Source organism: Tenacibaculum sp. (assembly GCF_048269885.1).
GTDB lineage: Bacteria > Bacteroidota > Bacteroidia > Flavobacteriales > Flavobacteriaceae > Polaribacter.
In genome coordinates this window covers 25568-51784 of record NZ_JBLWTZ010000004.1, presented here as the reverse complement: position 1 = coordinate 51784, position 26217 = coordinate 25568, and the positions used below count along the sequence as shown (strand labels likewise).

The following is a 26217-nucleotide window of genomic DNA, read 5'->3' as shown; positions in this document are numbered from 1 at the left end:
CTAAAGTTTTAGTGATACGCTACCAATTTGTAAAGATTAGTTCCTTCTTCCAAGGAAGCTTACACAAACTAAGGTTCCATGGAAGCTTGGTATCTAATAAAATATCTTGTGTTTTTCTTTCAACTGTTAGCGTAGGGTTATCTTTTGTTAAGTCTAACTTACCTTCTCTTTGTAAATACTCATTCCGCAGTAAATCATTTGAAGATTTTTTTAATACTGACCAATTTTGAAGTACTGCTCTTAATAATTCTTCTGACTTTTCTTTAAGCGCATCATCCAAAACTATATTTCTTTCAATAGAGCTTTGTATGGGCAGGTTGCATAAGAATTTTTCAAAGACTAAGTTATTTTCAAATTGCTGCTCTTTCTTGGTTGCTACATAGTGTAACAAGTGTACCGCCTGATGTGGTTTGATTATTTTATTCTCTTTGTTTAGAAAACCACATGAGTTAAAAAACTGCTTTAAAAATGGATGTAATAAAATTAATCCCACATTTTTAACAAGGTGAGATTTAAACTCACTAGCAACCTCATTTTTAACCAAAAAAGTATTTTTCAATGCTTCTTGATGTCTTCTTTGGTAATCTGCTCTTTTTTCCTCTTTTAACTTTTGTGTTATTGGGCTTGCATCGTCCTTTTTAAGCACCTTACTCTCCAGTTTCATTTCTGTTTTAAATTCTTCTTGTTTTTCTTCTTGTTTTTCTTCTTGATTTTTATTTATTGGGGGTTGTTTCTTTAACTTTTCTTTTTTGTTTTGGCTTTTTATCCCTTTCACTTCATTGAGCAGGCTAATATTTCTTTGTGCTTCTTGCTCTTTATTTTCAACAGAACACTCATTGTGTAATGTATTTAAATCTTGAGTTCTCGTTTCAATATCAGAATTTGTTTTAGTAAACTCATCAATATTACCTATGTTACTCTTTTCTCTTTCTCTTGTTACATTTGCAAAACTTATATTGCTTGTATTAGTGGTATTTTTTTCTATTTTTCCGCTATCTCTTCTTTCTCGTTTTTCATTATTAAACTGAGTGGAAAGTGTGTTGTTTTTTGAAATAAGGAGTTTTAAAAAACTCACTAACTCCTCTTGTTCGTTATAAAAACTATTGGTTTGTTTTAAGATTTTTATAGCCTCTTGAACATCTTTTGTTATTGTTGAAAAATCTTTATTTAATAAGGCATTAATAAAGATGTTCCATACTTTATTCTTTATTTTAAAAGAAGTAAAATCAAACTTTTTAATTGTCAACAAAAATGCCTTGTATTCCTCAGGTTTATTAAAAACACCTAAAAACAACAGGTACAACTCCTCTGTTTTAAACTGTTGTATCAATCGCTTTCTTTGCACAGGGTTTTTTAAAGACATTAAAAACCTCTTCTCAAAACTTGAATTTTCAGTTATTTCAAACAGTCTCTTTTTTGTAAACGTTTTTTCTTCTTTTTGGTTCCACCAAGCTGTTGTTCCGTGTTCCAAAAAGTAAAAAAAAGTGTCTAGTTTAGATTCTGATATAGTCCTTGTTTTTATTGTTACCTCATGCAACTCCGGTTCTTTAAAAACAGCTTTTAACTTTGTTATGAGTTGCTCTTTTATTTCTCGCTTTACACTATTGCTAGTTATAGATTTGTTACTATTCGCTATATCAACTTCTATTTTTAAGTTTGCTATTTGTTGAATGAAAACTTTACTATCAATTTCCTGAGAATTAAAATAGTTCTCTATTGCCGGAAATACTTCTTCCTGTAAAAAGTTCTCTATTGAGTTTTTATACGTTTCTGCTGTCTTTTTACTTCTTGTATTTACCTCGACAAATACTTTATGAATGGTATGTTCTTTAGCTACCATTATACGTTTTCTATTAATTTTTCATTTATAAACTCAGAAATATATGCTGCTTGAACTTCTGTTGTAAATTCCTTTAAAAATTGTAGGAATTCTTCATTCGCTACTTTTATTTGATTTTCTTTAAAAAAGATAAAAGCACTATCTATAACTTCTAACAGTTCTAAGATAATTCCTCGGTTTTCATCCGACTCTAAAACTGTGGGGGCTTGGCAATGAAGAATATTTAAAAACAATCTTACTTCTGCTCTAAAATACCTTGTAAGCAATGTTCTATTTTCAACATCTTCAACAAGTAATTTTGATGTATTGACAAGTAGCTTAGAAAACATTTCCCTTAATTGGTTGTTGTTGTCTCCTTTTAAATAAGAACTCTTTTCATCGGTTATAATTTCGGTATATAAATCATTGGTAGGAACTACCACAATCATGTTAACATTAGTACCGCTACCTCCATCACTTATACTAAACTTATTTAACGTATAATAGTTTTCAATTTCTCCTTGGTTTATCTCCTCACAAGTCTTATCTTGTATTTTACCTATTTCTATCGTTTCTGTAGCGGTATGTTCTCCACACTCACTTGCTACTATTAATGAAACTTCTACTATATCATCCTCAAAATTGCTTAAATCTTCGGTTATGGTTATTCTATTTACTTGTGGTTCTTTTTCTACTCCGTTAATTATCCAAACGTACTTATCTCCTTTTTCAGAAGTATTTGTCAAGGATAATATTCTCTTTTCTGAATCAAAACTATGTGTAAAGCTTGCTTGTGGTGTTGCTCTTAAATTAATAGTCTGTGTAACAAAAGTTCCTACAAGGCTTATACTTACAGTCCCCGAAGCTGTTAACCCTGAATTGGCTGGCACAAATTCCCATACTTTAGTTTCTTCGTTCAATTTCACATTTCCTCCTGTTAGTTGTACCCCTTCAAATTGAGGTCTCACAACCACAGGATAAGACTCTTTATCACTTAAACAAAAAGTGGTGTTTGATAAGCTTATTGTAAACTCTGGGAAGGCTATATTCTTTGTAAAATCTGCTTTAGAAAAACATCCGTTGCCATCAGTAATCATTAACTTTATCGTGTATGAGTTCCCTACACCTTCTTTGACTAATAACTGAGGATTGAACAACTCTGTCTCCGACTCAATGCTATTTACACTCCAATTAAATTTTAATCCTTCGGGTTTTACACCTTCTGGAAGTATTGCCTCAAAAGCTGCTTCATAAAATAATTGTCCATCTTTCCATATAAATCTCGATTCGCTTCGTTCTGAAATGCTTATTTGTTTAACTTCATGAATCGTTATTCTTGCATTTGTTGTTTGTCCGTCTTCTAAAAACTCAATAATTTGATCATAACTTTCAAAAGTGGCTACATCAATAACCAATTCATTATTCTCAATCGTTAGTCCTTTTATAGCCCCACCAACAATAGTTATTGTTCCATTAACATTGGTAAATGGTATTCTTGCTATTTTTTCTTTAGTAAAATCGATACAGTATGATGGTTCGATAGCCAACTCTGACGGTGTTAAAGTGTCAAACTTTATTGGGCTTATAGGAATTTCTTTTGAACATGGTCCTAATGAAATTTCTAATGCTGGGTTTATCTCATTATTAATATCATTAATTGGTAAGGTGTAGTTATGGAAAACTTTATTATTTATAGGTGCATGTTCTACTCTTGTACCATCTCCCATAAAATCCCAAGAGTACTTGATATTATTAAAGAAATCAGCACTAACAATATCAGCATCCTTCCAATGTAATACATACGTTACCCTGGCTTTAGATTTATCTTCATTATATTCAATAGGTTGTTCTACTTCAACCAACAACTCTAATGCTGGATATACTGTAAGCTCACAATCTGTAGGCTCATCGTTTACTGTAAACTTCAACGGTTTACCTAATAAACTTTTATCAACTTTTGCAACATCTATTTTCCATTTTTCATCTTCAGAATCTTTAAATACTCCTGATATTACTCCTTCAGGAACAATTGCTTTTACTTCTCCATCTACTGGTCTCACAGTAAAAATTAACGGTTCTATTACAGTTTCTTTTTGCAAACAAATGGTGCTTACTGGTAAGCTTAAAAACGGTGGTTCTTTAGGGATTATAAAATTAACTGGTACACAATCTGAACAACACATATAGGGTAAAGAAAAATCTGCTACCACGGTGTTTTTTAATGTTTCATTCTCACTAAGCACTTCATTTTCGTCGAAATACAATCGTTTGGTTGTTTCTAAAACAACAGGATTGTATATCTGGAAAAAGTATTCTCCTTTTGGTACTAAATGATCTTTAATCGTAATACGCATTCCAACCGATCCGTCTTTGTACATTTTGGTTTCTTCTGCCTTAAGAACTTTAGATACTCCCGCTCTAAACCAAGTTCTGTTTAAGAATGCTGTAAAATTATTTACTGTTTCTGCCAATGTTTTTCCAACCAATACAACATCTTGTTCAAAAAACAGCCTGTCTTTTAGGTTAAAATAACTTCCATCTACAAATGAAAAGTTAATTGTTGAACTTTTATCCCATAACTTGATTACTCCTCCATTTTTATACAATACTTCTTTTTCTAAAAAAGCTTCTTTAGAAGCTAAGAACTCGTCTTTTATAAATCCGACATCTGATAAAATTGGTTGATTTTTAAATACAACATCTATTACTACCTCATCAAATGTATTTTTATCAGCTGCATTTTCGGTAACATACACCATTACAAAGGTTCCTCCTGGAACAACTCCTGCCTTATGTTCAAGTCCTGGATGTTGTTTTACAAATTCTGAAAGTTGTATTCTTTCGAGTATTTTTTTCTTTCTCTTTTCTATTTCAGCTAGTAATGTTTCTAGCTTTTTTCCTGAACAACAAACAATAGATAATTGGTTAATTAACAATCCTAAAATTTGCTTAGTAGACAATTCTAGTGTAGTACTGTTATATTTAGCCTGCAAACTTTTTACTTTTTTACACAACTCAGCAATGGTTAACTTATAGTTGGTTAACACTAAATTATCTATGTCTCTTATGTATAATGGTACTTTGGTATCTAATATATATGCATGAACCAAGGTTTCGGTTAAATCTGTTAAAATGAAGTCACTAAGCGTAGGTTCTTCTTTCCATACTGCCGTTTCTTTTATTACCTCGGTTTCTTTATTGAGTTGAACAATAATGTCACTAGCCGATCCATCTTTATTTGTATCAAATACTTTTTCTATTAAAGTCCCAAGAGAATCGTCTTCTTTAGTTAAGCTCTCTTTAACTATGTTTTCTTCTTCTAAAAACCTACTGTATTCTTTGGCTCCGATATCGTATTTATACCTAAAATCTTCCTTTATATTTGTTTCTTTAGAAAGCCCATCCATTCTACTCACATACTCTTTTACTTGTGGAATTTCTTCCTTAATTGGTTCCTTATCTAGAACCACTGTTTTATCTCTAAATTTTTCAACTTTATCAACTACCGTATTAACTTTTGGATTGGTTAGTTTGAATGCTGAAAATGTTTTACTTACTTCTGATAAAATACAATTCTGTTCAGCTCTCCATGCGTTCAATAACATTTTTAAATCTTCAAACTCACACTCGTAATTGTTGATGTTAATAATTTGTTCAGCAGCATTGATAGAAAGTGTTTTCACATCAAAACTCAAACCGTTATCTTCTTTAAGTTTTAAGATTTTTGCTAGGGCATCTCGATACATTTTCCCTTGATGTCCTTCAATTCTGTAAAAGTCATTTTTATCAATATTGTATGATAATGGTTTTTGAATGGCTAAAGAGTTCGAAAGGTTTTCTTTATGATAACTTAAGTTTTGGTTGGCTCTGTAGTTTGTTGTTTTGTTAAAGTCCCAATTCTTTAAAAACTGTGAAGAAACATTGTAATAAAAAGGAACTGCTTTATCGCTCAAACGACTATATGCTTGCGATGGTGTGATAACAATTTCATCAGACTTTATTTTTCCTATGTAATTAGTTACAATAGCAATTGCTCTATTAATTAACAATTGTACTTTTTGAAGGTTCTCATTTTCTTGACCTACAATCGTTGATTTATAGAATCGGTGACGTAATTCTGGGTAATCTTCCGTTTGCTTCAATTTTCCTAACATAATATGTTTTGGAAAAGCACCTATGCTCGGACAACAATTTACATTGATATGTAACAGTAGTTCTTTAATTTCATTGTAAGTGTCTACCATATCCTTTATAGCATCATATCGATACTGAAAATCTAATGGAACCGCCAACGAACTAAAACTAAACAATGCTTTTAGTTTGGTAGCTATGGATGGTTTTTGAAATTTTGAAAATATGGTATCAAATCCTGCAATTAAATCTACACTAATACTTTCATCTTTAACAACACTATCAAACTGCGCTTTTAACTCTGCAAATGTTTGCGTATTATTTTCAGTTAACACCACTCTTCTTGCTTCCACCACTGGTAACTCATGGTTAATTTTATACCAATTGTGCTTTAAAAATATAGCATCTTTGGCAGCAATCGCTTCTAAATCTTCAATGCTCACGAGTAATACTCGCAGCTTATTAATTTGTTCAATCCCTTGATTATCGCATGTCAACTTACTACACAATTCATCTTCATTTGCGTACTGTTCTAGATACAATAAAACAGCCATTTTTTGTATCTCAGGAAACTCAACTAAATTGGTGTACGACTCTTCTTCTTCTGTATGCAATTCCCATAAGTTATACTGCTTATCTTGAGAGTTTTTAAAACGTTCGTAATTCCCATCAGTATCTTCAAACTTTTTATAGAATGAAAATGTTTTTGATGGTACGTTTTCTTCTATTAAATCAAAAAACTGAACTAAATCTCCATCAGTAGTTACTGAAGCCCCTTGCAGTATTTCAATACTTGTAACAGCAGTTTTATCTATGGTAAACTTGGGTATTACTTTAAAACCACATACTAAACCAACACCACTTAAGCCTAACCTCGATAAACGGTTTTGATCATCGAAATAATCAATAAATGCATTTAATTGTGTTTCTGTTAATACTTGATTAGCATTGAACTTGCTATATTCAGTTGTAATTTCTTTTAATTTTAGGTTAGTCGTTTCCATACGTATTATGTTTTGGCTGTGTTAATAAATAAACACGTACTATTTTTTATGAGTTTTCTTCGTTATTGTTTTCTTTTTCTGCGCCAATGTTTCCAATACTAGATTGATTTAAAATGATTCTTCCATCTAAGGCTTCCTCCTCAGCACTACAATCGGTTAATCTTCCTACTGGGTAAATTGTATTTAATTGCTGTATTGCATGTATTAAATTTTGTAATTCACCATTTTCTGTTGGTTGTTCTTGCTCTAAATTTGTTTTGGCAAACAGGTACTCTTTATAAGAGTTTTCAAACTGTAATAAATCATTTTCTTTATCTGGTACAATTCCCTTACGCTCTCCTACCCAACATATTCTTGGTAGTATATGTGCTGGAAGTTCTTGCCTGATAACATCTTCCATATAGCGTCTAAAATCTGGGTTTGAAAAGCGGTATGTATACCCTGGTAAAACAATACTAACTCTGTAAGAATAAGGATCAATCGTTCCACAATCTTCACAGTCTTTTGCGCAAATAGGCAAAAAGTTTTCTGCTTCGTTATTGGTAACATTTGGGCGCAATAGCATATGTTCAACTAAAAACATTCCTTCTTCAGTGAACTCTTTTTTTAGAAAAGAAATCACCTCTAATAATGCTTCTTTTAAATCATTACTATCTGTATAATATTTGTATTGTTTTGCAATGATGTAATCAGAACTACTCTTTGGTTTTTCCGGATTAATAACATCAAAAGAATACTTTACTGGAATAGAAGGTTTTGATGGTGTAGATTCATGTATTCTTATAAATCCAATTTGCATATTATTTGTAATACCTTCTTCAAAAGCTTCCTCTATATCTTTTTCTTTGGTTTGTACCATTTGTAAAACTGCAAAGTATAATTCTTCAATAGCAAAGGATTTTTTAACATAGTTTTCAGTTGCTGACAATAGTATGTTTCCACTAGTATCTTTTAACCTCCATCTATAGCTATTACTCCCTTCTGTTACTTCATAAATATCTACACTGGTTTCCGTTAAATGTCTTCGTTTCTCATTGGTAATTCCCATTAAACGTGCTATACGCTTTTGAAATCCTGATACATTGTTAGTATCCCATAAGTTTTCTTTAACGCGCTTGTAATAATTAAACGCTAATCCTCTTTCGCTACTTATTATGTTGTAGTCTTTTAAAAAAGACTCTTTGTTTGACAATACAATTTCATCGGTAGCTGTTCCATACAGCGCTTTCATAATGAAGGTATATTCTCCAAATCGTTCAGCAAAACGAGCTAATAAATGATCTAAAATGGAGTTTCTTCGCTCTATATTATTATCAAACTGACTGAACAATAGTTTTGTTAATTCATCGTCATCTGACTGTGGATATTCACTAACGAGTTCATCAAAATCTTTAATGTCTTTAACCGCTTGTGTAAAAAAAGTACGCGTTTCTTGCCCACTGACAGAAAGCAACGTTCTTACTTCTGATAAATGTTTGAAATAGCTCGCTAAGATTTGATCGAAAAATGTTAGATAGGCTTTTAATTGTTTCGCTTTTGCTTTCCTGTCATTAGAAACATGTACAGCTAGCCCCTCTCGACCAATTCCGTAAGTATCAGGAAAATCATTTTGAATAGTGGTATACTCGCTAACTCCTATTAAACTTTCTTTTGGCAACGATAAAACCTTGTCTTCATCTGCTATTTGCTGTGATGCTATTTCATCTTCTTTTAATTGTTTCAAATATTCCTCTACCCTATCGTAGTTTAAGTTTAACGGAAGAAATCCTTTGCTAAAATTAAAAGTACTTTTCTCACACAACACAGGTTTTTTATCTGGATCGATACAAACTACCCATTTGTTCTCTTGAACTATATTTTCATCACAAAAACCTACAGAGATGTCTTTAATTAATTTTACCCCTTCAATGTTCATGATAATTTTCATCACATCTGAAAGGCGTACCTCTTTTCTTAATTCTGCTTTTTTAAGCTCTTCTACATCAATAAATCCATTGTTTAAAACTGGGCCATCAAATACCTCATCGGTTGTATACCCTTTATCTAACATTTGCAGAATTGAATAGAATTTTAAAGATGGTGATAGGTAGTTTTCTATTTGAAATACAATATTGGCATATACCCATTCTTCATCTGCTTCAGGAGTTACATCTACATTGGCACAAATAGCAATCGGCTGCGTGTCTACTTCTTTTATTTCTATCAAGTCTTCACATAAATTTCTGTTTTTGTGATAAGTCGTTTTTATATGAGGAAAAACTTGTTCTTTAGTATAGCCTTCTTCTAAATCGACCAATAAGGAATACAATCCCTTTAGCTTAAAATCTTTTTGAAACTCTGGTAAAATCCCTTCAAACTTTTTATAGCTTAACTGGTTATTCTTACAATCTACAAACACTTGCTTGTCGTAAATTCGTAACCAACAGTTTTTTACCCCTTTTAAATCAATAAACAGTTTTCTGTAATCTAATTCATTGACTGGTTTGGTTGGAAAAATTTCTGAAGCTTGGTAAAACTGTGCTTGCAATGATAAACTGGGATCTTTAGATGCCAATAAGTTTTCTAAGGGGGTATCAATACGCATTCCTAAATCGGTAATGGCATAACACAACATTTCTAAAATAGTAACTCCTGGATCGTGTGAATTGAAGTCAGTCCACAACTTACCTCCTAATGTTTCCAAATAAGAGATTCCTTCTTTTCTTAAAAAAGAAAAATCTAAGTCATCTTTTCTAGATATATTTTTAGGAATATTGATATGTTCGTTTATAGCTGACATGTTTGTTCTATGATTTTTTTGGTTCCTTTACAGGTCGTTAATACAGTACTTACGTTGTGAGTTTTAGCAGATACCAATATTGATTTTGGATTGCTTGGTTCTATTTTGTACACATTAGCATTGCCATTCATGCTTACGTTTTGTAAATAATCTACATAAGGCAGTTTTTCTAAGTAATCAATCAATATGCTTTTGTGCAGCATAATTCCGAAGGTTACTTCTTTGGTTTCGTCGAATGCCCAAGGAGATAAGAATTTTGTAATGTCGGTTTTTAGCTGCTCTGTATAATAGTTTTCATCATATCCTTCATAAAAACTCACTTCCAAGCCAATCGTTACTTCTTCATAATTTGGATTGATAACCTCAGCATTTACAGGTAGGGTATTTAACGAATTAATGTAAGTCGTAACACTGTTTAAAGTAGCTTTGCTAACTCTTGGTTGGTACATATCAAATACATTCTTATTTACAGTATCTGGCACCACAATTAACGTAACATAACCCGCTGCTGTAAAACTTGTTTCTGAAGTATGATTTAAACACTTTACTTTGTATATTTCAGGAAATTCTTGAAGAATCAAATGCTCGTAATCCCATAAGCTTATCGCTCTATTTTTATGACGCAAGCGTTCGCTTATTCTTCTATAAAAGTTAGCATCAGATTCTTCAGGACTTCCTCCAAATGAATTATACGGTTGTGAAACTGATTTAATTTGTGGAATGCGTGTCACCATTTTTTTGATGGTTTCACTAGGCAATCCGTTTTTTAAATGGCTTACCTCATTATTGTTATCTTCAAACCTAGCCAATACTGCTTGTGCATGAATACCAATGACCTTGCATACGGCTTCAAACGACTTATTCATTTCTGCTTTTATCCAAGTATAGCCCGCTGGTAATAATGTGTTATCGGAATTGGCTTCTTTAGGAATGGAAAACTTAACAATTCCTGATTTCAAGAAATTATCTGTACTGTTCGATATGATATTATTTTCAAGTGTTTTCCACTTATTATTACATAATATCGACCAGTTTATTTTTTCATTTGCTCCAAAACTTTCTACTTCTGGATTTTCACTTCCTTCTAATACTTGGATTAACAGTGAAAGGTTTTGCTGAGGCGCTACATTTTCTATTCCTAAAAATAAGTGACCCCCTAAACAGTATTTTGGTACTAAAGTGGTTTGAATACTGTCTTTATCAAAAATATCTACAATTCCTTTTTCTTCTTGTAAATACTTTTTTTCTGCATAGTTTTCTTCGTGTTGCCCAAAAGGGTGTTCATGAAATAATTGAATGCGGTTTTCATTTAAATTCATCCCTTCCATTACCATGGTTTCTTCTGCTGAATAGTTTACAGAAATAGATGCTACTAATGGGGTATAGGGTTCATTAGGAAGGTTAATATTTTTATCTTCTGCACTTACTGCCAGTGCGTATAACTTAGGATACAACTCATGTAAAAATGATTGTTCTAGTGTTAACTGTAAAGGACCTGCTTTGTCTATTCCGTAACTATTTCCTGTATTTTCTACCTTAAACTCTGAGGTATAAAATACCGCTTCACTTTCTTCATCAACCTGTTTTTTAAAGAGGTTTTCAATCTTCCCTACGGTTTCTTTGGTTTCTCCAGCAGCATGCAATAATCGTTTTTCTATTTGGAAAAAAGTGTAGTCTTCAATTATTAAATTCCTTAAACCTATAGCTTCTCCCAATTCATCTCCATAGGTTTTAATAGAAGAATAACTTGTTGATTTCACATATGCTTGATACCATTCTTTAAAATCTTCGGGGATATTTTTCCAGTGAAGATTTACTGTAAAATCTTTCCACTTTTTCGAAAAAGCTTCGGTATAATCCACACTAAAATTCGATCCTTCAATAGGGCGTGTTGTAAAAGGATGAAATGGTTTTTTGGTTCTTAGCACTCCATTATCATTTTCAACTGTTGCTGATTTTACTCCTTTAACATCTGTTTTTATAGTTACTTTTTCAAGTGTGTTCCCTGCTAAAAACCTGTAAAAATCGTATCCATTCGTGTTGGAAACATCAAAAACAAAACGAACTAATGGATGTGCTGTATTGTATTTTTTAAGTAAAAACTCTTCATTATATGCTACCAATGCTTCTGTATCAAGCCCTAATGTAAATGTAAAACTTACCTGATTGACAATTTCAAGGGTTCCATCATTTGCATGATTAATTGCCGTTAATGTTGGGCTTACCCATTTTTCCTTCCCGCTGGCAAAAATTTGGACGGTTTGTAGCAATTCGCTTACATCAAAAGAATTTTCTTCAAAGTTATTTTTAAAGTTAATAGCAATCGTTACTGTTCTATCCCCTTCTTGTAAAAGTAGCATTGGTGAAGCTATTGAAAAACCTACTATTGCATCTGGCAACTCAATAGCATTTTTTTCACTTTCAGGATATCCAAATGGATACCAATACGGTGCTTCTTCAGATAGTGGCTCTTCAAAACCATCTTTTGTATTCGCTACAGCACTTGCTTTTATCTTTTTTAAACTTTCTGAATTGTTATTGTAAATCGTTTTTATGGCTCCTACAGAAGCTTTATTTACAATCAGTTCTTCATTTGTTTCGTATACTAATGGATTTCCTAAACTGTCTTTTTTTGCATCTAACAACGTTCCTTTTTCTATTCGTTCATCTGCTATTTTTTTTGCCAGTTCAAAAATTACATGTGCTTGATCTGGAATTGGCGTTCTTTTTTGAACTTGAAGTATTTCTTTGTAGTAAAAATCTAAGTGGCGTTTCGTTAAATTGTTGAATCGCTCTTTTGAAAGTTCTAACAAGTGCAAAAAACAAACAAATAAAGTTAAATGCGGGCTTAATTTTCCTTCTTGGGTGTATTTCTCAAGAGCTTTCTGAATATTTTCTTTTATTTTTTTATACTCTCTTGTTCCTCTAAAAGGGATATTCTCTGTCGTTAAATTTTTAAAAAAAAGTTGCCAATCTCCAGACGCTACTTCATGGTTTTCTGTGGGAAAATAATTGAGCTTTTCAGCAAAATTATAGGCAAATAAAATCCAATCTTCAATAGTAAAATCGTGAAGTTCGAAATTTTCAGGGTTCAGTGCTTCAATATAACGTCGCTCTTGTCCTGTTCCGTTTCGTTGTAATATGCTAGAAATGATTTTACTCATGGTGTGTTTTAATTTATATCGGTTCCTTCTCCTTTATAAAAAGGGAAAACCACATTGGTTCTACTGTTTGTAGCTCTAATTCTATAGTCAATTTTTATAATCAACATTCCTTCTAAAGGATCTGTTTCCGAAACATCAATATGAATAACATCGATTCTTGGTTCGTGATATAAGATTGCTGTTTCTATCAAATCTTTGGCATAGGTTATCAGCGTTCTATCAAGTTTCTCAAAAAGAAGTTCTTGTAAGTTACACCCATAATTAGGTAGCATTACGCGTTCTCCTAATCGAGTCGTTAACAATATTTCTAAGCTACTTTTAATGTCTTCCTCTTCAGAAATCATGACTACTTCACTTAAGTCTTTTGAAAATTCGGGTGGAAAATCCCATCCTATCCCTAAAAATGCTTTTTTATTTTCCATTATTATCCTATTAAAACTGTGGGTTCTCCCAGTACAATAGTACCACCATGTGAAGTACTATCACCCATTCTTGCTGCTGGCATTCCTCCTATCAATACGGTTCCTGAGCCAGCGACTATACTATCTGGAGGACCTGTGCAAGTAGCCATATCTCCTACTCTAGCTGCTGGTAAACCTCCAATTAATACCGTAGGCTCTCCTGCTGGTAAAATTGGTCCTCCTACGTGAGGGACTGTTCCCGTTACCATTGGACACACATGCATGTCTGTTATTCTTGCTGCTGGATTTCCCATATCAGTTATCAATATTAATTTTTCTCTCTTTTCTCTCCTCTCTTTTCTCTTCTCTCTTTTCTCTTCTCTCTTTTCTCTTTTCTCTTTTCTCTTTTCTCTTTTCTCTTTTCTCTTTTCTCTTTTCTAAAATCAATTTATTTGAACTAACGAGCCTTTTAAAACAGCTATAGCACTTGTTGAAACTTCTGCGCCAGCACTACCTTCTGCTTTAAATTCTGCATTGGCTGCTATGCTCACATTTGTTCCTTCAATATTTACGTCTCCTGAGGCTTTTAATGAAATATCTCCTGCACTTTCCATTGATATCCCATCGCTGTTTATGATTATTATATTGGAGTTATCATCTTCAATAGTTATGGCTCCTTCATCTTCATCTAATGCAATGGTTTTTCCCGCAGGTGTTTCTATGGTGATTATTTTTTTATCATCATCAAACAATACTTTCATTTCGCTTCTGGTAATGATTCCTTTTTCGTGATTATCATCGGTTGCAGTAATAGGTGATGGTTTTGCACTACTATGCAACATCCCTAAAACAATAGCATCGTTAGGATCTTCATTGATAAATCCTACAATTACCTCGTCACCTATTTCAGGACGAAAAAAAATACCTCTATTTTCTCCTGCATCGGGTGAAGCTACTCTGCACCAAATACCTTCTTCTTTATTATTTACTATAGGAATTTGCACTAGAATTCTATCTTCTCCATCAGGGTCTTCTTCCAATTGAGAAACAATTCCTATTTGTAGGCCTTGAATTGCGGGTAATAATCCTGATGCTGATTTGGCTGAGATTTCAAAAGTTTCAGAAAACCATTCTGTTGACAATCCAAACTGTGCATTGACAACCCAATTTCCTTCTGAAATTAGATGCTGTACTCCTGTTACATATACATTTCCGTTGAACCGATCTCCTACTCCTTCTAGCTTTAAAATTGTATTTGGTTTTACCGAAGGAATTCCTTGAAATTTTACACGTCCTCTTACTTTTGCTAATTGTTGAAATAACCATTTAGCATCTGCCCAGTCTTGTAGTTCAGTATCGGTAACAACACCTCCGTGTCGTAACTCCATACTTTCTAAACCTATCGTTTTATTTAAGTCTGAAACCGATAAATTTCCGTTTAAACTTATATTAGGATCTTTTCCTTCAATTTCAACTAGCTCCTGATCAGCGTGGTTCCAACTATAGGCTGCTACTTTTTTTACTTGATGACGTGCGTCTATTTCTGCATCAAAATCTAACAAAGAACCTCCAAAGGTTACGGTTTCAATTTCAGACTGACTCACATTGGGTTTGGCTATGGTTATGGTTCCATCGTCAACAAAACACAGTTTTCCGTTTGTTTGTGCTCTCGAAACCATAAAATCCCAATCTGAGGCATTGTATTGTACCAATTCTGCATGATTGTAATTTGTAGATTCTACCTCTTTAGCTAAACCATAATTTCCAATGATTTCTTCAAAAATGTCGCTATCGGTGCTTTCGTAAAAATACTTGCTTTTTCTACCTACCGTCATTTTCACAGCTTCGTCTTTACATTCAACAATCAGCTGTGCTGAATTGGCTCTAATTCTTAGGTTATGTTTAATAACTATTCCTTTAAAAATGGTTTCTTCATCGGAATGATATCCTGCCGTAATTTCAATTTCTTTTCCCGGAATTAACAAGTCTTCATTACTCAACTTAAAATCTCTTTGAGAAGCATCTCCATCTAATAAAACAATTTGGGCTGTAGGTATTTTATTTACTTCTTTAGCCACAGTAATCGTTTTTACCTCGTATTGTTTTGAGAGTTCCTCTCCAGCAATTAAGATTTTAAACGTGACTAAATCGGCACTTTTTGAAGTTTGTATGGTTCCTGTGTTATTCATTTATGCGAATTTTTGCAAGGGTGGAAAAAAAATTTCTTGTCCTGGTTGTAGCTTTCTGAACTGCATTATTTTATTAACACGCGCTACTTCTAAATAATACTTAGAATCTCCATAAATACGATGGCACATTAGAGGCAAGGTATCTCCTGATTTCACTTTACGATAGTGTGTTAAATCTGGAGATTGATTGTTTTCTCTTGCTACTCGTAAATCCTCATCAACGGTTCCTTTTATTTTTAATTTTGCATTGGCACGTAAGGGAGTTCCATCTGGAGCAAACAATCTGTATTCAATAGAAAGATCTACTAAAGATCCTTTGAAAAGCAATGCCCCCCATTTAATCATTAAGTAGTAAGGTTTGTGCTCTTCTCCACTGTAATCGAATACAATTTTTTTAAATGCATCTATTTTATCTATGATCCCATCTTTCAAATTTGGGCTACCATCTATAACTCCACTACTATCAAACAATAAATCTAAGTCTAGTTCTTGTGGAGCAATTCTAGTAAAACTTGGTTGTGTAGCGCTTGTCCCTTGTCCCTGTTCTTCATCATATTCAGGTTTATAGGCAATCATGTACTTTTCTGGGTTTACTAATGTTGTAAACTCACCGTCACCAACGGGTTCAGAAAAAGCAATATCTTTATACGCTTTTATAACTAGTTTTTTTAACTCTCCTTGACTCATTATCGTTCTTTTTGTCTTTCAAGAATATCCATTACCTCTTCAACACATGCTGCTACAATAGCTGCTGTATTACCATTTTTTGCTCCACTTGTTTTTCCTTGGGGCTCTGCTTTTTCATCTACATTAATCTTGATATGTAATTCTTTAATTGTAATTGGCATGTTAGGATACTTTGAAATAGTTATAGGTTAATTCTAATGTTTCAATAACCAGTTTACTCTCTTCCGCATTAAAATCTCCCACATTCCATTTTACTGGATAAGCACGTACAATATTCCAAGTCTGTATGGTTTGTCCATCTTCTCCCAACAACATCACATTAATATCAGAGGGTTGTATTTCGAAATTTGTCACTGCTTTTTTACACCAATTAATCACTTCAGAATCCATTAACATTCCTCTTTTTAAAACCACATTAGCATACTTAGAACGTACGGGTATTGTATGTTTAAACCTGTTTTCTCCTCCTTCGGTTATTTCTTCAGTTTCAAGGTCTACTGAAAGACCTGAAACTGATTGAAATGAATTATCTCCTTGTGAAGTTGAAACATCTACAAACTCTACTTGAAAACTAAAGCCTACTGGCGGATAATAGCTCATTACGATGGCATTTTAAGTTTTTCAATAGCCCACTCGGCAGTTTCAATGGCAATTTCATTACCATCAGCTTTTAAATCGGTTGGTTGCACTTTAGTGATGTATGCATTTTGGGCTTCCCATACAACAGCTGGGTCTCCATTTTCGTCTAATAACTTTATGGTTAGATCACCTCTAAATTGCTCACCACCTTCTTGAAAATAGACCGTTTTAGCCCACTGTTGATAAAACTCTTTACTCTTATTTACAAAAGTTCCTCGTTTCATAGAAATATTACCATACTCAAACAGTCCTGGTTGCTTTGATTTGTGGTATTCTTTATCAGCTCCCCCACGGTATTCTATTACTTTATTATCGAAACTCAAACCAGAAACTTCTGTGCAATTAAATTTTGTGTCTCCAAAAGTTACTTCGAAGGAAAACTTTGGAATTGGATATAATTCTGCCATGATTTTTTATTTTTTGTTTATTTTTTTATTAATTCATTTAATTATGCTTCTTGCATTTTGTGAGAAAACTTAAGAATGATAAATTCAGCTGGACGTACTACTGCCATTCCAATTTCTATAATCATATTTCCTTCTAAAACATCTTGAGCGGTCATCGTTTCTCCTAAACCAACACTTACATAAAATGCTTTTTCTGGTGTAGGACCTGCTAGTGCTCCTGCTCTCCATTGTTGTGTTAAGAAGTTATCAATCATTGCTTTTACACGCACCCACGTATTTTTGTCGTTAGGCTCGAAAACGAATTGTTCTGTTGCTTTTTTAATCGATTCTTCTGCCATGTTGAAGAAGCGTCTAACAGATACATATCTCCATTCGTTATCGTTTCCTGCAAGGGTTCTTGCTCCCCATACTAGATTTCCTTTCCCTTTAAATGCACGAATTACATTTATAGATTTACCAGCTACTTCGTCTACATTCAATCCTTGTTGTTCATCATGAGATACCTGAATTGTTGGCTCTATAACATAATTTAAGCTAACATTGGCCGGTGCTTTCCATACCCCTCTATTCTCATCTACAGCAGCATAGATTCCTGCAATACTACTACTAGGGGGTAAGGTTAATGGAATACGACCTATTTCGGCTTTTACTTGATTGTATAAACGATTGTTTGTCGTTTTTAAACTCTTTAAAACAGTTGTTGTTGTTGGTAATACTGCTGCGTTTGTATTTAAAGCAGTAATAACTGCATCCAGTTCTCCTGATGCAATACAAGTATCTACACTCGTTTTTAAAGCATCTATTGCTGCGGTATCAATATCTATTTCATTTTTTATTTTAATAGCCGTATCATCAGAGTTTAAGTTATCTTTTGATTTATTAAAATCAAGAATCGCTCCCTCTAACACATTTGTAATCCAAGCGTCTAAAGCATTTGATTCTGTTGCAACCGCTGTGTTTTTTTGAGAAATAATTAATGCGGTTTCTACATCTACTTTTAACGTATTTATATAATTGATTATATTATCAATTGCAGCTTTAACTATAGGAACAAATGCTGTGGCTGATGTTGCATCTGTTACGTTTGCATCTGCATCGGCTTTTAAAGCATCTATTGAGTTTCTTAAATCTGTAAACTTAGCTGTGTCTATACTGTCTGAAATCTCTTGTACCGCTGCCTCTAAATCTTCTTGAGTGGTAGACTTTTCTATCACTGAAATTTTAGATTCATCATACATATAATCTAAGATTGTATTCACGTACGGGTAATATGCTCCGCCATATTTTACTTCATCCTTTATGTTTGAAATTTTATTTCTCAAATCTTCTACAGGAGTTGGTGATTGCGTATCATCATCATGTTCCGTATCAATAATTACAAAACGATCCTTTAATTTTAAGCATTGCTTTAAAGCATCATTATACAATCCATAAAAACTATCTACATCTCCCAAATTAGAAGCGTCTGGAAAAACGATTAAAGTAACTTCATCTACCTTTTCTATGGTATCTAATCCTGTTTTTAAGTTTGCTTGTTCTACGATAGTTTCTTGAGAATCTGCATCATCAATATCAGTTCCGTATCTTCCTACAGAAACAATGTAACACGGTCCGCCTCCATTGGCAAAAAACATTTGCATTGCATAGTACATGAAGAATGGAGATCTCTCATTTTTACTAGGGCCTTCTGCATAGATTTCTCCATTTACTACAGATACCTTAATTCCTGTTTCATTCTTCGGTTTTCCATAGTAATTCTCATATTCTAACATTGAAGAGATTCTAGTTGGCACTCCCTTAAGGTCTCCTATTGCTTTTTTAGTTGCTTTCTCGGTATAACCAATAAAAGCTGGAATTGCTGTTTCTACTTGAGCTACCGAAGGGGGAAACTTTACAATTTCCTCTACGTAGACTCCTGGTGTTTTGTACGCTGACATAATTACTTGTTTTTAATTTTAATTTTTGTTTATATAAATACTTCCGAATAATAATTTTGATTATCTGGATCTAGGGTAATACTCTCAGGAGTAGGATTTGGGAAATAATAATCGTTTTGTGGTTGTGGCGAAACGTCTTGTTTATTTATCTCAACACGTCCATTGAGTGTTAAAGGCCTTTCTTCTGAAGTAGTCATCACAAGACTTTCACTTGTTTTGGTATAACGCCAAAAAGTGGCTCTATTTTCAATACATACAGCAAACTGAGGAGGCGTTTCTAACAAGCATTTTTCTAACACATCAAACAGCTGAGTTTCCTTATTCTTAACAAACACTTCTTCTGTTAGGTTTGTATTGTCATTTCCTAATATCTGGACTTGTACAAGGCCTATTACTCCTTTATTTTTAATGCTTTTCACAAAGGAATTAATCGTGTTTACAACCTCTTGTTCTTCTTCATTTAAAGGAGTAGCATTCATTAATTTAGCTTCTATAGTCTCTAACTGAAAAGCAGCTATGTTTGCTATGCTTACCAAATTTGGGGTGGTTGTTTGAAACTCTTTTTCACTTTCCAATTGATGTAGCAACTTTCTTGTTTCATTTTCTGAAATCAAAAATGAACTCCATTTTTTCACCTCAGAAATGGCTTCAAATAAATTGATTGCTGAAGAAGTTTTGTTTGATAAGTAGTATAATTGCTGCTCTTTCTTTTCAATTATGTTTGAAAAATTTTCAAAATAAGAATGGTGTGCTTTTACATAAAAAGTTAGTGTTAGTGAATCGGGTAATGTAATTATAGGACTATACCTATCTACTTCCTGATTTCCTTCTTCTGCAATTACTTTTGTAGTTTCCGATAGTACTCGAACTCCTTTTTTATGGTTTCTAAGCAATAGTCTATGATTTTTTAACCTCTTTTTGGTTTCTTGAGTAGGTTGAATTGATAGAAACTTGCTAATATCATATTGTTCTTCTAAACGTTTTTTTTCTTCCGTTGTAAGAGGTGTTACCCCATTATTACCTCCATTGAACTCAAAAAAAGTTCGTTCTCCTTCATTTAAAAAATAAGAGTGATATATGTTGATATTGAACAGTGTTTTGTACATAATCTTTTAGTTTTTAATTATTGATTGTTGTTCAATACCAGAGATTACAGTACCTTCTTTTGTTATAAGATTTCTTTCTATTTCCAGTAATGTTATTTTATAGAGTACTGACGGGTATTGTTTACCTCCTAAGGTTCCCCATATATAATTTAGCTCTTCAAAAGATGGTGTGTATAATTGTGTAATGAATTTAAAAGTCTTCAAATCACCTAGCCCGTCTATTCCTTCAAAATTGGTGTTTTGATGGGTGAATACTTTTTTACCTTGGAAAAAAGCCAATATTTTAGTTAAACTTTTTAAGGATTCTGCATAACTAGATTTGTCTACACTAAACAGCACATAAAGGTTTAGATATACTTTTGGATTTCTATAACTTACTGAAGTTCCTTCAACACGATTATTAGAAGTATTTTTTAAAGCAAACTCTTCTTGCGTATTGATTAATGTTAATGAAACATCAGGATTATTTGCTGGAGCATTGCCATCTCCTTCTGCCATGGCTATATTTGATAAGTCGACAGCTTTTTCATCGAAATAGCCGTTTAATTCTTCGGTAATGATTTGTAATATTTCAAAAATCATTTGATCGTAAGTTTGGTTAGTTTTACTTGCAGATTGAAGGGTTAGCAATCAGGCATTGTAAAATTAATTGCTCTTATGAAGAATAACCGCAATGAAAAACTCTTTTAAAAAAGTAGTTTCTCCTAAAAATTTTCAAATAGAATTACTGGTGCTAAAAAGGGGGAAATCACCCTTACTTTTTTAAATAGTAAGGCTTAAATTTTGAAAATCTCAAGTCAAACAAAAAACTCCTTACATACTGTATATGCAAGGAGTTCTTTCTTTTTAGGTTGTTATTTTTCTATTGAGTCAACTCTCTAAATAAACTTTCTAAGTTTTTGTTTTCGGTATTTAGCCCTAGAATTTTTAATCCGTTTTCTTGTGCAAAATCAAAAATTACAGGACGCATATCGTCAACTGAATTAAAAACGAGTATCCAATTATTTTCTAGAGTGTTTTTGTACGATATTATATTGGGTAAACGTTTTATAAACTGCTCTTCCAATTTATAATCAAACGTTACTTTAATTACTTGTTCATTATCTGTTTTAAGTTCTGAAATAGGTTTATTAATTACTATTTCTCCTTTATTAATAATTATAACTCTGTCACACATAGCCTCTACTTCTTGCATAATGTGTGTAGATAACAATACTGTTTTATCTTTTCCTAGCTCTTTTATTAATTCACGGATGTCAACCAATTGATTTGGGTCTAATCCTGTAGTAGGTTCATCTAAAATTAACACTTCTGGGTTGTGTAAAATAGCAGCAGCTAAACCTACACGCTGACGGTATCCTTTAGATAATTGATTTATTTTCTTATGTGCTTCAATCGTTAACCCTACTTTTTCAATAGTTTCATTAATTTTAGACTTTTCTACGTTGTGTAAAGATGCTTGAAACTGTAAATATTCACGCACATACATATCTAAATATAACGGATTATGTTCAGGCAAATAACCTATTTTTTTTTGCGCATCTATAGGATTCGAAATTACATCAATTCCACTAACCAATACAGTTCCTTCTGAAGGCTGAATAAATCCTGTTAAGATTTTCATTGTTGTAGATTTGCCCGCTCCATTGGGGCCTAAAAACCCTACTATTTCTCCTTTTTTTGCTGAAAAAGAAATATTATTAACCGCCTTTTGTGTTCCGTATCTTTTTATTATTGAGGTAAGTTCTATCGACATTTAGTTCTTATGATTTCAGCTGAATTTTCACAGCATTTAATATTGATGAATCGAGCTTTTCTTTTTCAAAAACGGTGAATCCTAGTTTCTTATAAAAGCCTATTGGTGATTTATATGGTTGCTCATTTTCTTTTACATAACTTTCCTCTATGACTACCCAACCATTTAATTTATTATGCCTCTTTTTTAACTTTTCAATTAATCTTTTTCCTATTCCTTTTCCTTGAATTTCTGTATCTAAAATCATCGCAAACCAACATTCTCCTTCACGAATAAAATCACAACACCAACCCAGTACTCGATTCTTTTCAAGGACTAAAAGGTGGTTTTTATTCTTTAACGATTCTAAATATTCATTGAAGTCTTTATTACTTTTCTGTGCAATTACATAGGGGTATTCACGATTCCAAAGTAACCTAACCTGTTCTTTAAAAAGTGGAGATAATTTATTTACTTCTTTAAATTCCATTACCTTCTTTCATAAGAAACGAAGCTATAATCGTATTTATTTTTATCGTCAGCTTTAAAGTCTTCCCTTGCTACTTCTTTCCATATTCCCATATCTATTTCAGGGAAAAAAGCATCTGCTTCGAATTCGTGATGTAAAACAGTTATATCTAACCTATCAACTAAGTTTTGTTCTAGAGCATCCTTATAAATTTGTGCTCCTCCTATAATAAATGCATCCTTTCCACCCGTTAACTCTATGGCTTGCTCAATACTGTTGGCAATTAAACAGCCATCAATAAAGTAGTTGTTATTTCTAGTGATGATTATGGATGTACGGTTAGGTAAAGGTTTTCCAATACTTTCAAAAGTATTGCGCCCCATTAAAATAGGATGTCCTGTCGTAACTTTTTTAAAACGTTTTAAATCGGCAGGTAGGTGCCAAATTAAATCATTATCTTTTCCTAACGCATTATTTTTTGCAATTGCAGCGATGAGTGTAATCATAAATTTAATATGTGTTGCTTACATGTTTTTCACCCATTCTTTAATATATCCTGTAAGATCTCGTTTCTCTGTTGTAGCTTCTTCAAAAGTTTCATTTCTCATGTTATCAACTAATGTATGAATTGCTTTTAATACATTTTCATCGTTAATTTCAGCTATTTTGTCGTAGAGATCTTCTTTTAAAACATCAACGTCTATATTCATTTTTATAACTTTTTTGGTGGTTTCTTACAAAGCTACTAAACAATATATATAAAATAAAGTTAAATTATACTGCTACAACTCCTTTTATATGTGGATGCGGGTCATAACCAAGTAACTCAAAATCTTCAAAAGTAAATTCTTCAATATTTTTTATGGCTGGATTTATTTTCATTTTCGGAAGAGGTCTCAATTCGCGTGATAATTGCAGCTCTAATTGCTCTATATGATTATTATATATATGAGCATCGCCAAATGTATGAATAAATTCTCCTGCTTCATAACCACAAACTTGAGCAACCATCATTGTAAATAAAGCATACGATGCTATATTAAAGGGAACTCCTAAAAATATATCTGCACTACGTTGGTACAATTGGCATGAAAGCTTTCCTTCTGCTACATAAAATTGGAAAAATGCGTGACATGGTGGAAGTGCTGCTTTACCGTTTGCTACGTTTTCTGCAAACGATATAGTAGTATCTGGTAAAACAGAGGGGTTCCATGCAGACACAAGCATTCTACGACTATTAGGATTCTTTTTTAAGGCTTCAATTACTTCTTTTAATTGATCTATATCATCGCTATTCCAATTACGCCATTGATGTCCGTATACTGGTCCTAAATCTCCATTCGCATCTGCCCATTCATTCCAAATACGCACGCCATTTTCTTGCAAGTACTTAATATTAGTATCTCCCTTTATAAACCATAATAATTCATAAATAATCGATTTTAAGTGTAACTTCTTAGTTGTTACCATTGGAAATCCTTCACTTAAATCAAATCGCATTTGATATCCAAAAACACTTTTAGTTCCTGTTCCTGTTCTATCTCCTTTCTCGTTTCCGTTTTCTAAAACGTGTTTTACTAAATCGTGATACTGCTTCATCCTTCTACGTTTAATCGTTAAAATTGTTGAATTGTTTAACAACGTAAAAATAAAAAAGCATCTACAAAAAATGTAAATGCTTTTAAAATTATATTAATAAGTTATCAACTATAACTATGCCCAAACGCAAGTTCCATTACTTTGGCAGTAACCATAGTCGCAAAACTCTTGACCATTTGCAAATCTAGTACAACATAAACGAGGTCCTTTACAGTAGGTATAGCCTCCTCCGTTAATTTGGTTTTGTTCGCTTTTTGATAACGTTTTAATTCCTTTTAAACTTTTTAGTTTTTTCATGATAGATTTAATTTTGGGGGTTAATATTGGTATAAATATATCAAAAAAAGTGAACAAATAAAATTATCTCCTTAAAAAACAACAAATTACAAAACACCAATATTTTATCCTATAATCATTCCTGCTATGGTTGCCGACATTAACGAAGCTATAGTACCTCCTATTAGAGCTTTCATTCCGAACTCAGATAAGTTTTTACGTTGACCTGGAGCTAAAGAACCAATACCTCCAATTTGAATTCCAATAGAGGCAAAATTTGCAAAACCACACAACATATAGGTAGCCATAATTACTGATTTATTATATGTTAAATGTGTAGCACTCGCTGCATTTTTTAAATCGGCCAACTGGATGTATCCTACAAACTCACTTGCAGCCAATTTAATACCCAATAACTGTCCCATTAATGCCATGTCTTCTTTAGCAACTCCAATTAACCACATTAAAGGTGCAAAAGCATATCCTAAAATAAACTCTAATGACAGGGCTTCATATGGGGTAGCTCCTTCAATTAGTTCGTTTAAAGAAGTAAATTTCCAATTAAAATACTCAATTCCATCAAACCCTCCTAGACTTCCTAAAATACCATTTATCATGGCTATAAAAGCAATAAACACTAACAACATTGCTGCTACGTTCATTGCTAATTGCAATCCTTCAGTTGTTCCGTTAGCAATAGCGTCTAAGATATTTGAACCTATTTTTTCTGATGAAACTTGTACATCTGTGTTGACTTCTTCAGTTTGCGGATATAGTATTTTAGAAATAATAATAGCTCCCGGCGCTGCCATTACAGATGCTGCTAATAAGTGTTTTGCATATAATAAACGTAACGCTTCATCATCTCCTCCCAAAAAGCCTATATACGCTGCTAACACGGCTCCTGCAACCGTAGCCATTCCTCCTATCATTACTAACAAGATTTCAGAACGGTTCATTTTTTCTAAATATGCCTTGATTAATAAAGGAGCTTCTGTTTGTCCTAAGAAAATATTTCCTGCTACCGATAAGCTTTCTGCTCCAGAAATCTTTAAAAATTTAGACAACAACCAAGCTAACCCTTTTACTATTTTTTGAATTAACCCTAAATAGAACAATACTGATGTTAGTGCCGAGAAAAATATAATTGTTGGCAATACTTGAAAAGCAAAAATAAATCCAAAAGAATCCATATCAGCAACCAAACCACTAAATAAAAACTCACTTCCTGCTCTGGTAAAATCTAATACACTTACAAACAAGCCTCCTACCAGCTCAAACGTTTTTTGTACAAAAGGAACTTTTAAAACTCCAATTGCTATTAGTAACTGAAAAGCCAATCCTAACCCTACCGTTTTCCAGTCAATCCCTCTTCGGTTTGCACTAAATAAAAAAGCTATAATTAATAATGTTACCATTCCTAAGGCTCCTCTCCATAAACTTTGCATGGAAAACCCTTGACTTGGAATTATTTCACTTGTACTTGCGATTTCTTTTTCAGCATCTTGAGCAGAAACTACTTTTGGCGCTGTTGTAAAGTTATAAAGTATGTTTTTTTCTGAAAGTATCAATACTTCATCTGTTAACTCAACTACATTGTAATAACGAACTGTATCGTTAGGTTGTTTGTAGTTAAAAATTAATAAGTTATTTTGATGAATATAGTTTCCTGAAGCTTGTAAACTATCTTTTGCTACTAATGAGTATGTAAAATTGCCTTCTAATAAGGTAAAAACATCTGTAGGATCTATAGAAACAATTGAATCTCCCTCTGTTGTTGTAATTGATGAGAAATTCCACTTTTTTTCAATGCTTTGGCTAAAAGTTATCATCGTAACGCAAAGCATTATGAAAGTAAATAGTTTCTTCATTTTA

22 protein-coding genes are annotated in these 26217 nt (G+C 32.8%); all 22 read right to left on the bottom strand.

The genetic code is table 11. The features are described from left to right. Nucleotides 1-19: 19 nt before the first annotated feature. The gene (locus ACN0WY_RS04210) at nt 20-1840 is read right to left on the bottom strand and encodes a contractile injection system tape measure protein (RefSeq protein WP_417799653.1); all 1821 of its coding nucleotides are present in this window, start codon (nt 1838-1840) and stop codon (nt 20-22) included. Then, nucleotides 1840-6954 (bottom strand): hypothetical protein, encoded by a 5115-nt coding sequence (locus tag ACN0WY_RS04205; protein ID WP_417799652.1) that lies wholly within the window; start codon nt 6952-6954, stop codon nt 1840-1842. Before ACN0WY_RS04205 ends, ACN0WY_RS04210 begins: the two co-directional genes overlap by 1 nt. A 46-nt stretch (nt 6955-7000) precedes the next feature. Then, nucleotides 7001-9733: a hypothetical protein gene (locus ACN0WY_RS04200; protein ID WP_417799651.1), complete on the bottom strand. Its 2733-nt coding sequence runs from the start codon at nt 9731-9733 to the stop codon at nt 7001-7003. Further along, nucleotides 9721-12897, bottom strand: coding sequence for a baseplate J/gp47 family protein (locus tag ACN0WY_RS04195; protein WP_417799650.1), 3177 nt, complete (start codon nt 12895-12897; stop codon nt 9721-9723). The genes ACN0WY_RS04200 and ACN0WY_RS04195 overlap by 13 nt, the downstream gene beginning before the upstream one ends. An 8-nt stretch (nt 12898-12905) precedes the next feature. After that, nucleotides 12906-13319: a GPW/gp25 family protein gene (locus ACN0WY_RS04190; protein ID WP_330488507.1), complete on the bottom strand. Its 414-nt coding sequence runs from the start codon at nt 13317-13319 to the stop codon at nt 12906-12908. A gap of 2 nt (nt 13320-13321) precedes the next feature. Then, nucleotides 13322-13612, bottom strand: a complete 291-nt coding sequence (locus ACN0WY_RS04185) for a PAAR domain-containing protein (protein WP_173359354.1) — start codon at nt 13610-13612, stop codon at nt 13322-13324. 1 nt (nt 13613) lies between these two features. Further along, entirely contained in the window at nt 13614-13745 is a 132-nt protein-coding gene (locus tag ACN0WY_RS04180; protein WP_417799649.1) for a hypothetical protein, read from the bottom strand. Continuing rightward, nucleotides 13742-15487, bottom strand: coding sequence for a type VI secretion system tip protein VgrG (vgrG, locus tag ACN0WY_RS04175; protein ID WP_330488509.1), 1746 nt, complete (start codon nt 15485-15487; stop codon nt 13742-13744). The genes ACN0WY_RS04180 and vgrG overlap by 4 nt, the downstream gene beginning before the upstream one ends. Beyond that, entirely contained in the window at nt 15488-16174 is a 687-nt protein-coding gene (locus ACN0WY_RS04170) for a LysM peptidoglycan-binding domain-containing protein (RefSeq protein ID WP_330488510.1), read from the bottom strand. It abuts the gene before it with no gap. After that, nucleotides 16174-16335, bottom strand: coding sequence for a DUF5908 family protein (locus ACN0WY_RS04165; protein WP_330488511.1), 162 nt, complete (start codon nt 16333-16335; stop codon nt 16174-16176). Before ACN0WY_RS04165 ends, ACN0WY_RS04170 begins: the two co-directional genes overlap by 1 nt. Before the next feature lies 1 nt (nt 16336). Then, nucleotides 16337-16774, bottom strand: a complete 438-nt coding sequence (locus ACN0WY_RS04160) for a phage tail protein (protein WP_330488512.1) — start codon at nt 16772-16774, stop codon at nt 16337-16339. After that, entirely contained in the window at nt 16774-17220 is a 447-nt protein-coding gene (locus ACN0WY_RS04155; RefSeq protein WP_330488513.1) for a phage tail protein, read from the bottom strand. The genes ACN0WY_RS04160 and ACN0WY_RS04155 overlap by 1 nt, the downstream gene beginning before the upstream one ends. 41 nt (nt 17221-17261) lie before the next feature. Beyond that, nucleotides 17262-19157 (bottom strand): phage tail sheath family protein, encoded by a 1896-nt coding sequence (locus ACN0WY_RS04150; RefSeq protein WP_417799648.1) that lies wholly within the window; start codon nt 19155-19157, stop codon nt 17262-17264. 29 nt (nt 19158-19186) lie between these two features. Further along, nucleotides 19187-20263 (bottom strand): hypothetical protein, encoded by a 1077-nt coding sequence (locus tag ACN0WY_RS04145; protein WP_417799647.1) that lies wholly within the window; start codon nt 20261-20263, stop codon nt 19187-19189. 6 nt (nt 20264-20269) lie between these two features. After that, nucleotides 20270-20845 carry a DUF4255 domain-containing protein gene (locus tag ACN0WY_RS04140; RefSeq protein ID WP_330488516.1) on the bottom strand — a complete coding sequence of 192 codons (576 nt, stop codon included), beginning with the start codon at nt 20843-20845 and terminating at the stop codon, nt 20270-20272. 280 nt (nt 20846-21125) lie between these two features. Then, nucleotides 21126-22019 (bottom strand): gliding motility-associated ABC transporter ATP-binding subunit GldA, encoded by an 894-nt coding sequence (gldA, locus tag ACN0WY_RS04135; protein ID WP_330488517.1) that lies wholly within the window; start codon nt 22017-22019, stop codon nt 21126-21128. A gap of 7 nt (nt 22020-22026) precedes the next feature. Then, nucleotides 22027-22488 (bottom strand): GNAT family N-acetyltransferase, encoded by a 462-nt coding sequence (locus tag ACN0WY_RS04130; RefSeq protein ID WP_417799646.1) that lies wholly within the window; start codon nt 22486-22488, stop codon nt 22027-22029. Next, nucleotides 22488-22973 carry a dihydrofolate reductase gene (locus ACN0WY_RS04125; protein ID WP_073182576.1) on the bottom strand — a complete coding sequence of 162 codons (486 nt, stop codon included), beginning with the start codon at nt 22971-22973 and terminating at the stop codon, nt 22488-22490. The genes ACN0WY_RS04130 and ACN0WY_RS04125 overlap by 1 nt, the downstream gene beginning before the upstream one ends. 18 nt (nt 22974-22991) lie before the next feature. Further along, nucleotides 22992-23177 (bottom strand): hypothetical protein, encoded by a 186-nt coding sequence (locus tag ACN0WY_RS04120; protein ID WP_073182575.1) that lies wholly within the window; start codon nt 23175-23177, stop codon nt 22992-22994. Nucleotides 23178-23241: 64 nt separating this feature from the next. After that, nucleotides 23242-24066: a thymidylate synthase gene (locus ACN0WY_RS04115; protein ID WP_417799645.1), complete on the bottom strand. Its 825-nt coding sequence runs from the start codon at nt 24064-24066 to the stop codon at nt 23242-23244. 114 nt (nt 24067-24180) lie between these two features. After that, nucleotides 24181-24363 carry a hypothetical protein gene (locus ACN0WY_RS04110; protein ID WP_330488519.1) on the bottom strand — a complete coding sequence of 61 codons (183 nt, stop codon included), beginning with the start codon at nt 24361-24363 and terminating at the stop codon, nt 24181-24183. 104 nt (nt 24364-24467) lie between these two features. Further along, complete coding sequence (locus ACN0WY_RS04105) at nt 24468-26213, bottom strand: NupC/NupG family nucleoside CNT transporter (RefSeq protein WP_417799644.1); 1746 nt, start codon at nt 26211-26213, stop codon at nt 24468-24470. Nucleotides 26214-26217 lie beyond the last annotated feature (4 nt).

What these genes read in the sequence shown, in the direction of transcription:
- ACN0WY_RS04210 (WP_417799653.1), bottom strand. Translation starts at nt 1,840, where the DNA reads ATGGTAGCTAAAGAACATACCATTCATAAAGTATTTGTCGAGGTAAAT.
- ACN0WY_RS04205 (WP_417799652.1), bottom strand. Translation starts at nt 6,954, where the DNA reads ATGGAAACGACTAACCTAAAATTAAAAGAAATTACAACTGAATATAGC.
- ACN0WY_RS04200 (WP_417799651.1), bottom strand. Translation starts at nt 9,733, where the DNA reads ATGTCAGCTATAAACGAACATATCAATATTCCTAAAAATATATCTAGA.
- ACN0WY_RS04195 (WP_417799650.1), bottom strand. Translation starts at nt 12,897, where the DNA reads ATGAGTAAAATCATTTCTAGCATATTACAACGAAACGGAACAGGACAA.
- ACN0WY_RS04190 (WP_330488507.1), bottom strand. Translation starts at nt 13,319, where the DNA reads ATGGAAAATAAAAAAGCATTTTTAGGGATAGGATGGGATTTTCCACCC.
- ACN0WY_RS04185 (WP_173359354.1), bottom strand. Translation starts at nt 13,612, where the DNA reads ATGGGAAATCCAGCAGCAAGAATAACAGACATGCATGTGTGTCCAATG.
- vgrG (WP_330488509.1), bottom strand. Translation starts at nt 15,487, where the DNA reads ATGAATAACACAGGAACCATACAAACTTCAAAAAGTGCCGATTTAGTC.
- ACN0WY_RS04170 (WP_330488510.1), bottom strand. Translation starts at nt 16,174, where the DNA reads ATGAGTCAAGGAGAGTTAAAAAAACTAGTTATAAAAGCGTATAAAGAT.
- ACN0WY_RS04165 (WP_330488511.1), bottom strand. Translation starts at nt 16,335, where the DNA reads ATGCCAATTACAATTAAAGAATTACATATCAAGATTAATGTAGATGAA.
- ACN0WY_RS04160 (WP_330488512.1), bottom strand. Translation starts at nt 16,774, where the DNA reads ATGAGCTATTATCCGCCAGTAGGCTTTAGTTTTCAAGTAGAGTTTGTA.
- ACN0WY_RS04155 (WP_330488513.1), bottom strand. Translation starts at nt 17,220, where the DNA reads ATGGCAGAATTATATCCAATTCCAAAGTTTTCCTTCGAAGTAACTTTT.
- ACN0WY_RS04150 (WP_417799648.1), bottom strand. Translation starts at nt 19,157, where the DNA reads ATGTCAGCGTACAAAACACCAGGAGTCTACGTAGAGGAAATTGTAAAG.
- ACN0WY_RS04145 (WP_417799647.1), bottom strand. Translation starts at nt 20,263, where the DNA reads ATGTACAAAACACTGTTCAATATCAACATATATCACTCTTATTTTTTA.
- ACN0WY_RS04140 (WP_330488516.1), bottom strand. Translation starts at nt 20,845, where the DNA reads ATGATTTTTGAAATATTACAAATCATTACCGAAGAATTAAACGGCTAT.
- gldA (WP_330488517.1), bottom strand. Translation starts at nt 22,019, where the DNA reads ATGTCGATAGAACTTACCTCAATAATAAAAAGATACGGAACACAAAAG.
- ACN0WY_RS04130 (WP_417799646.1), bottom strand. Translation starts at nt 22,488, where the DNA reads ATGGAATTTAAAGAAGTAAATAAATTATCTCCACTTTTTAAAGAACAG.
- ACN0WY_RS04125 (WP_073182576.1), bottom strand. Translation starts at nt 22,973, where the DNA reads ATGATTACACTCATCGCTGCAATTGCAAAAAATAATGCGTTAGGAAAA.
- ACN0WY_RS04120 (WP_073182575.1), bottom strand. Translation starts at nt 23,177, where the DNA reads ATGAATATAGACGTTGATGTTTTAAAAGAAGATCTCTACGACAAAATA.
- ACN0WY_RS04115 (WP_417799645.1), bottom strand. Translation starts at nt 24,066, where the DNA reads ATGAAGCAGTATCACGATTTAGTAAAACACGTTTTAGAAAACGGAAAC.
- ACN0WY_RS04110 (WP_330488519.1), bottom strand. Translation starts at nt 24,363, where the DNA reads ATGAAAAAACTAAAAAGTTTAAAAGGAATTAAAACGTTATCAAAAAGC.
- ACN0WY_RS04105 (WP_417799644.1), bottom strand. Translation starts at nt 26,213, where the DNA reads ATGAAGAAACTATTTACTTTCATAATGCTTTGCGTTACGATGATAACT.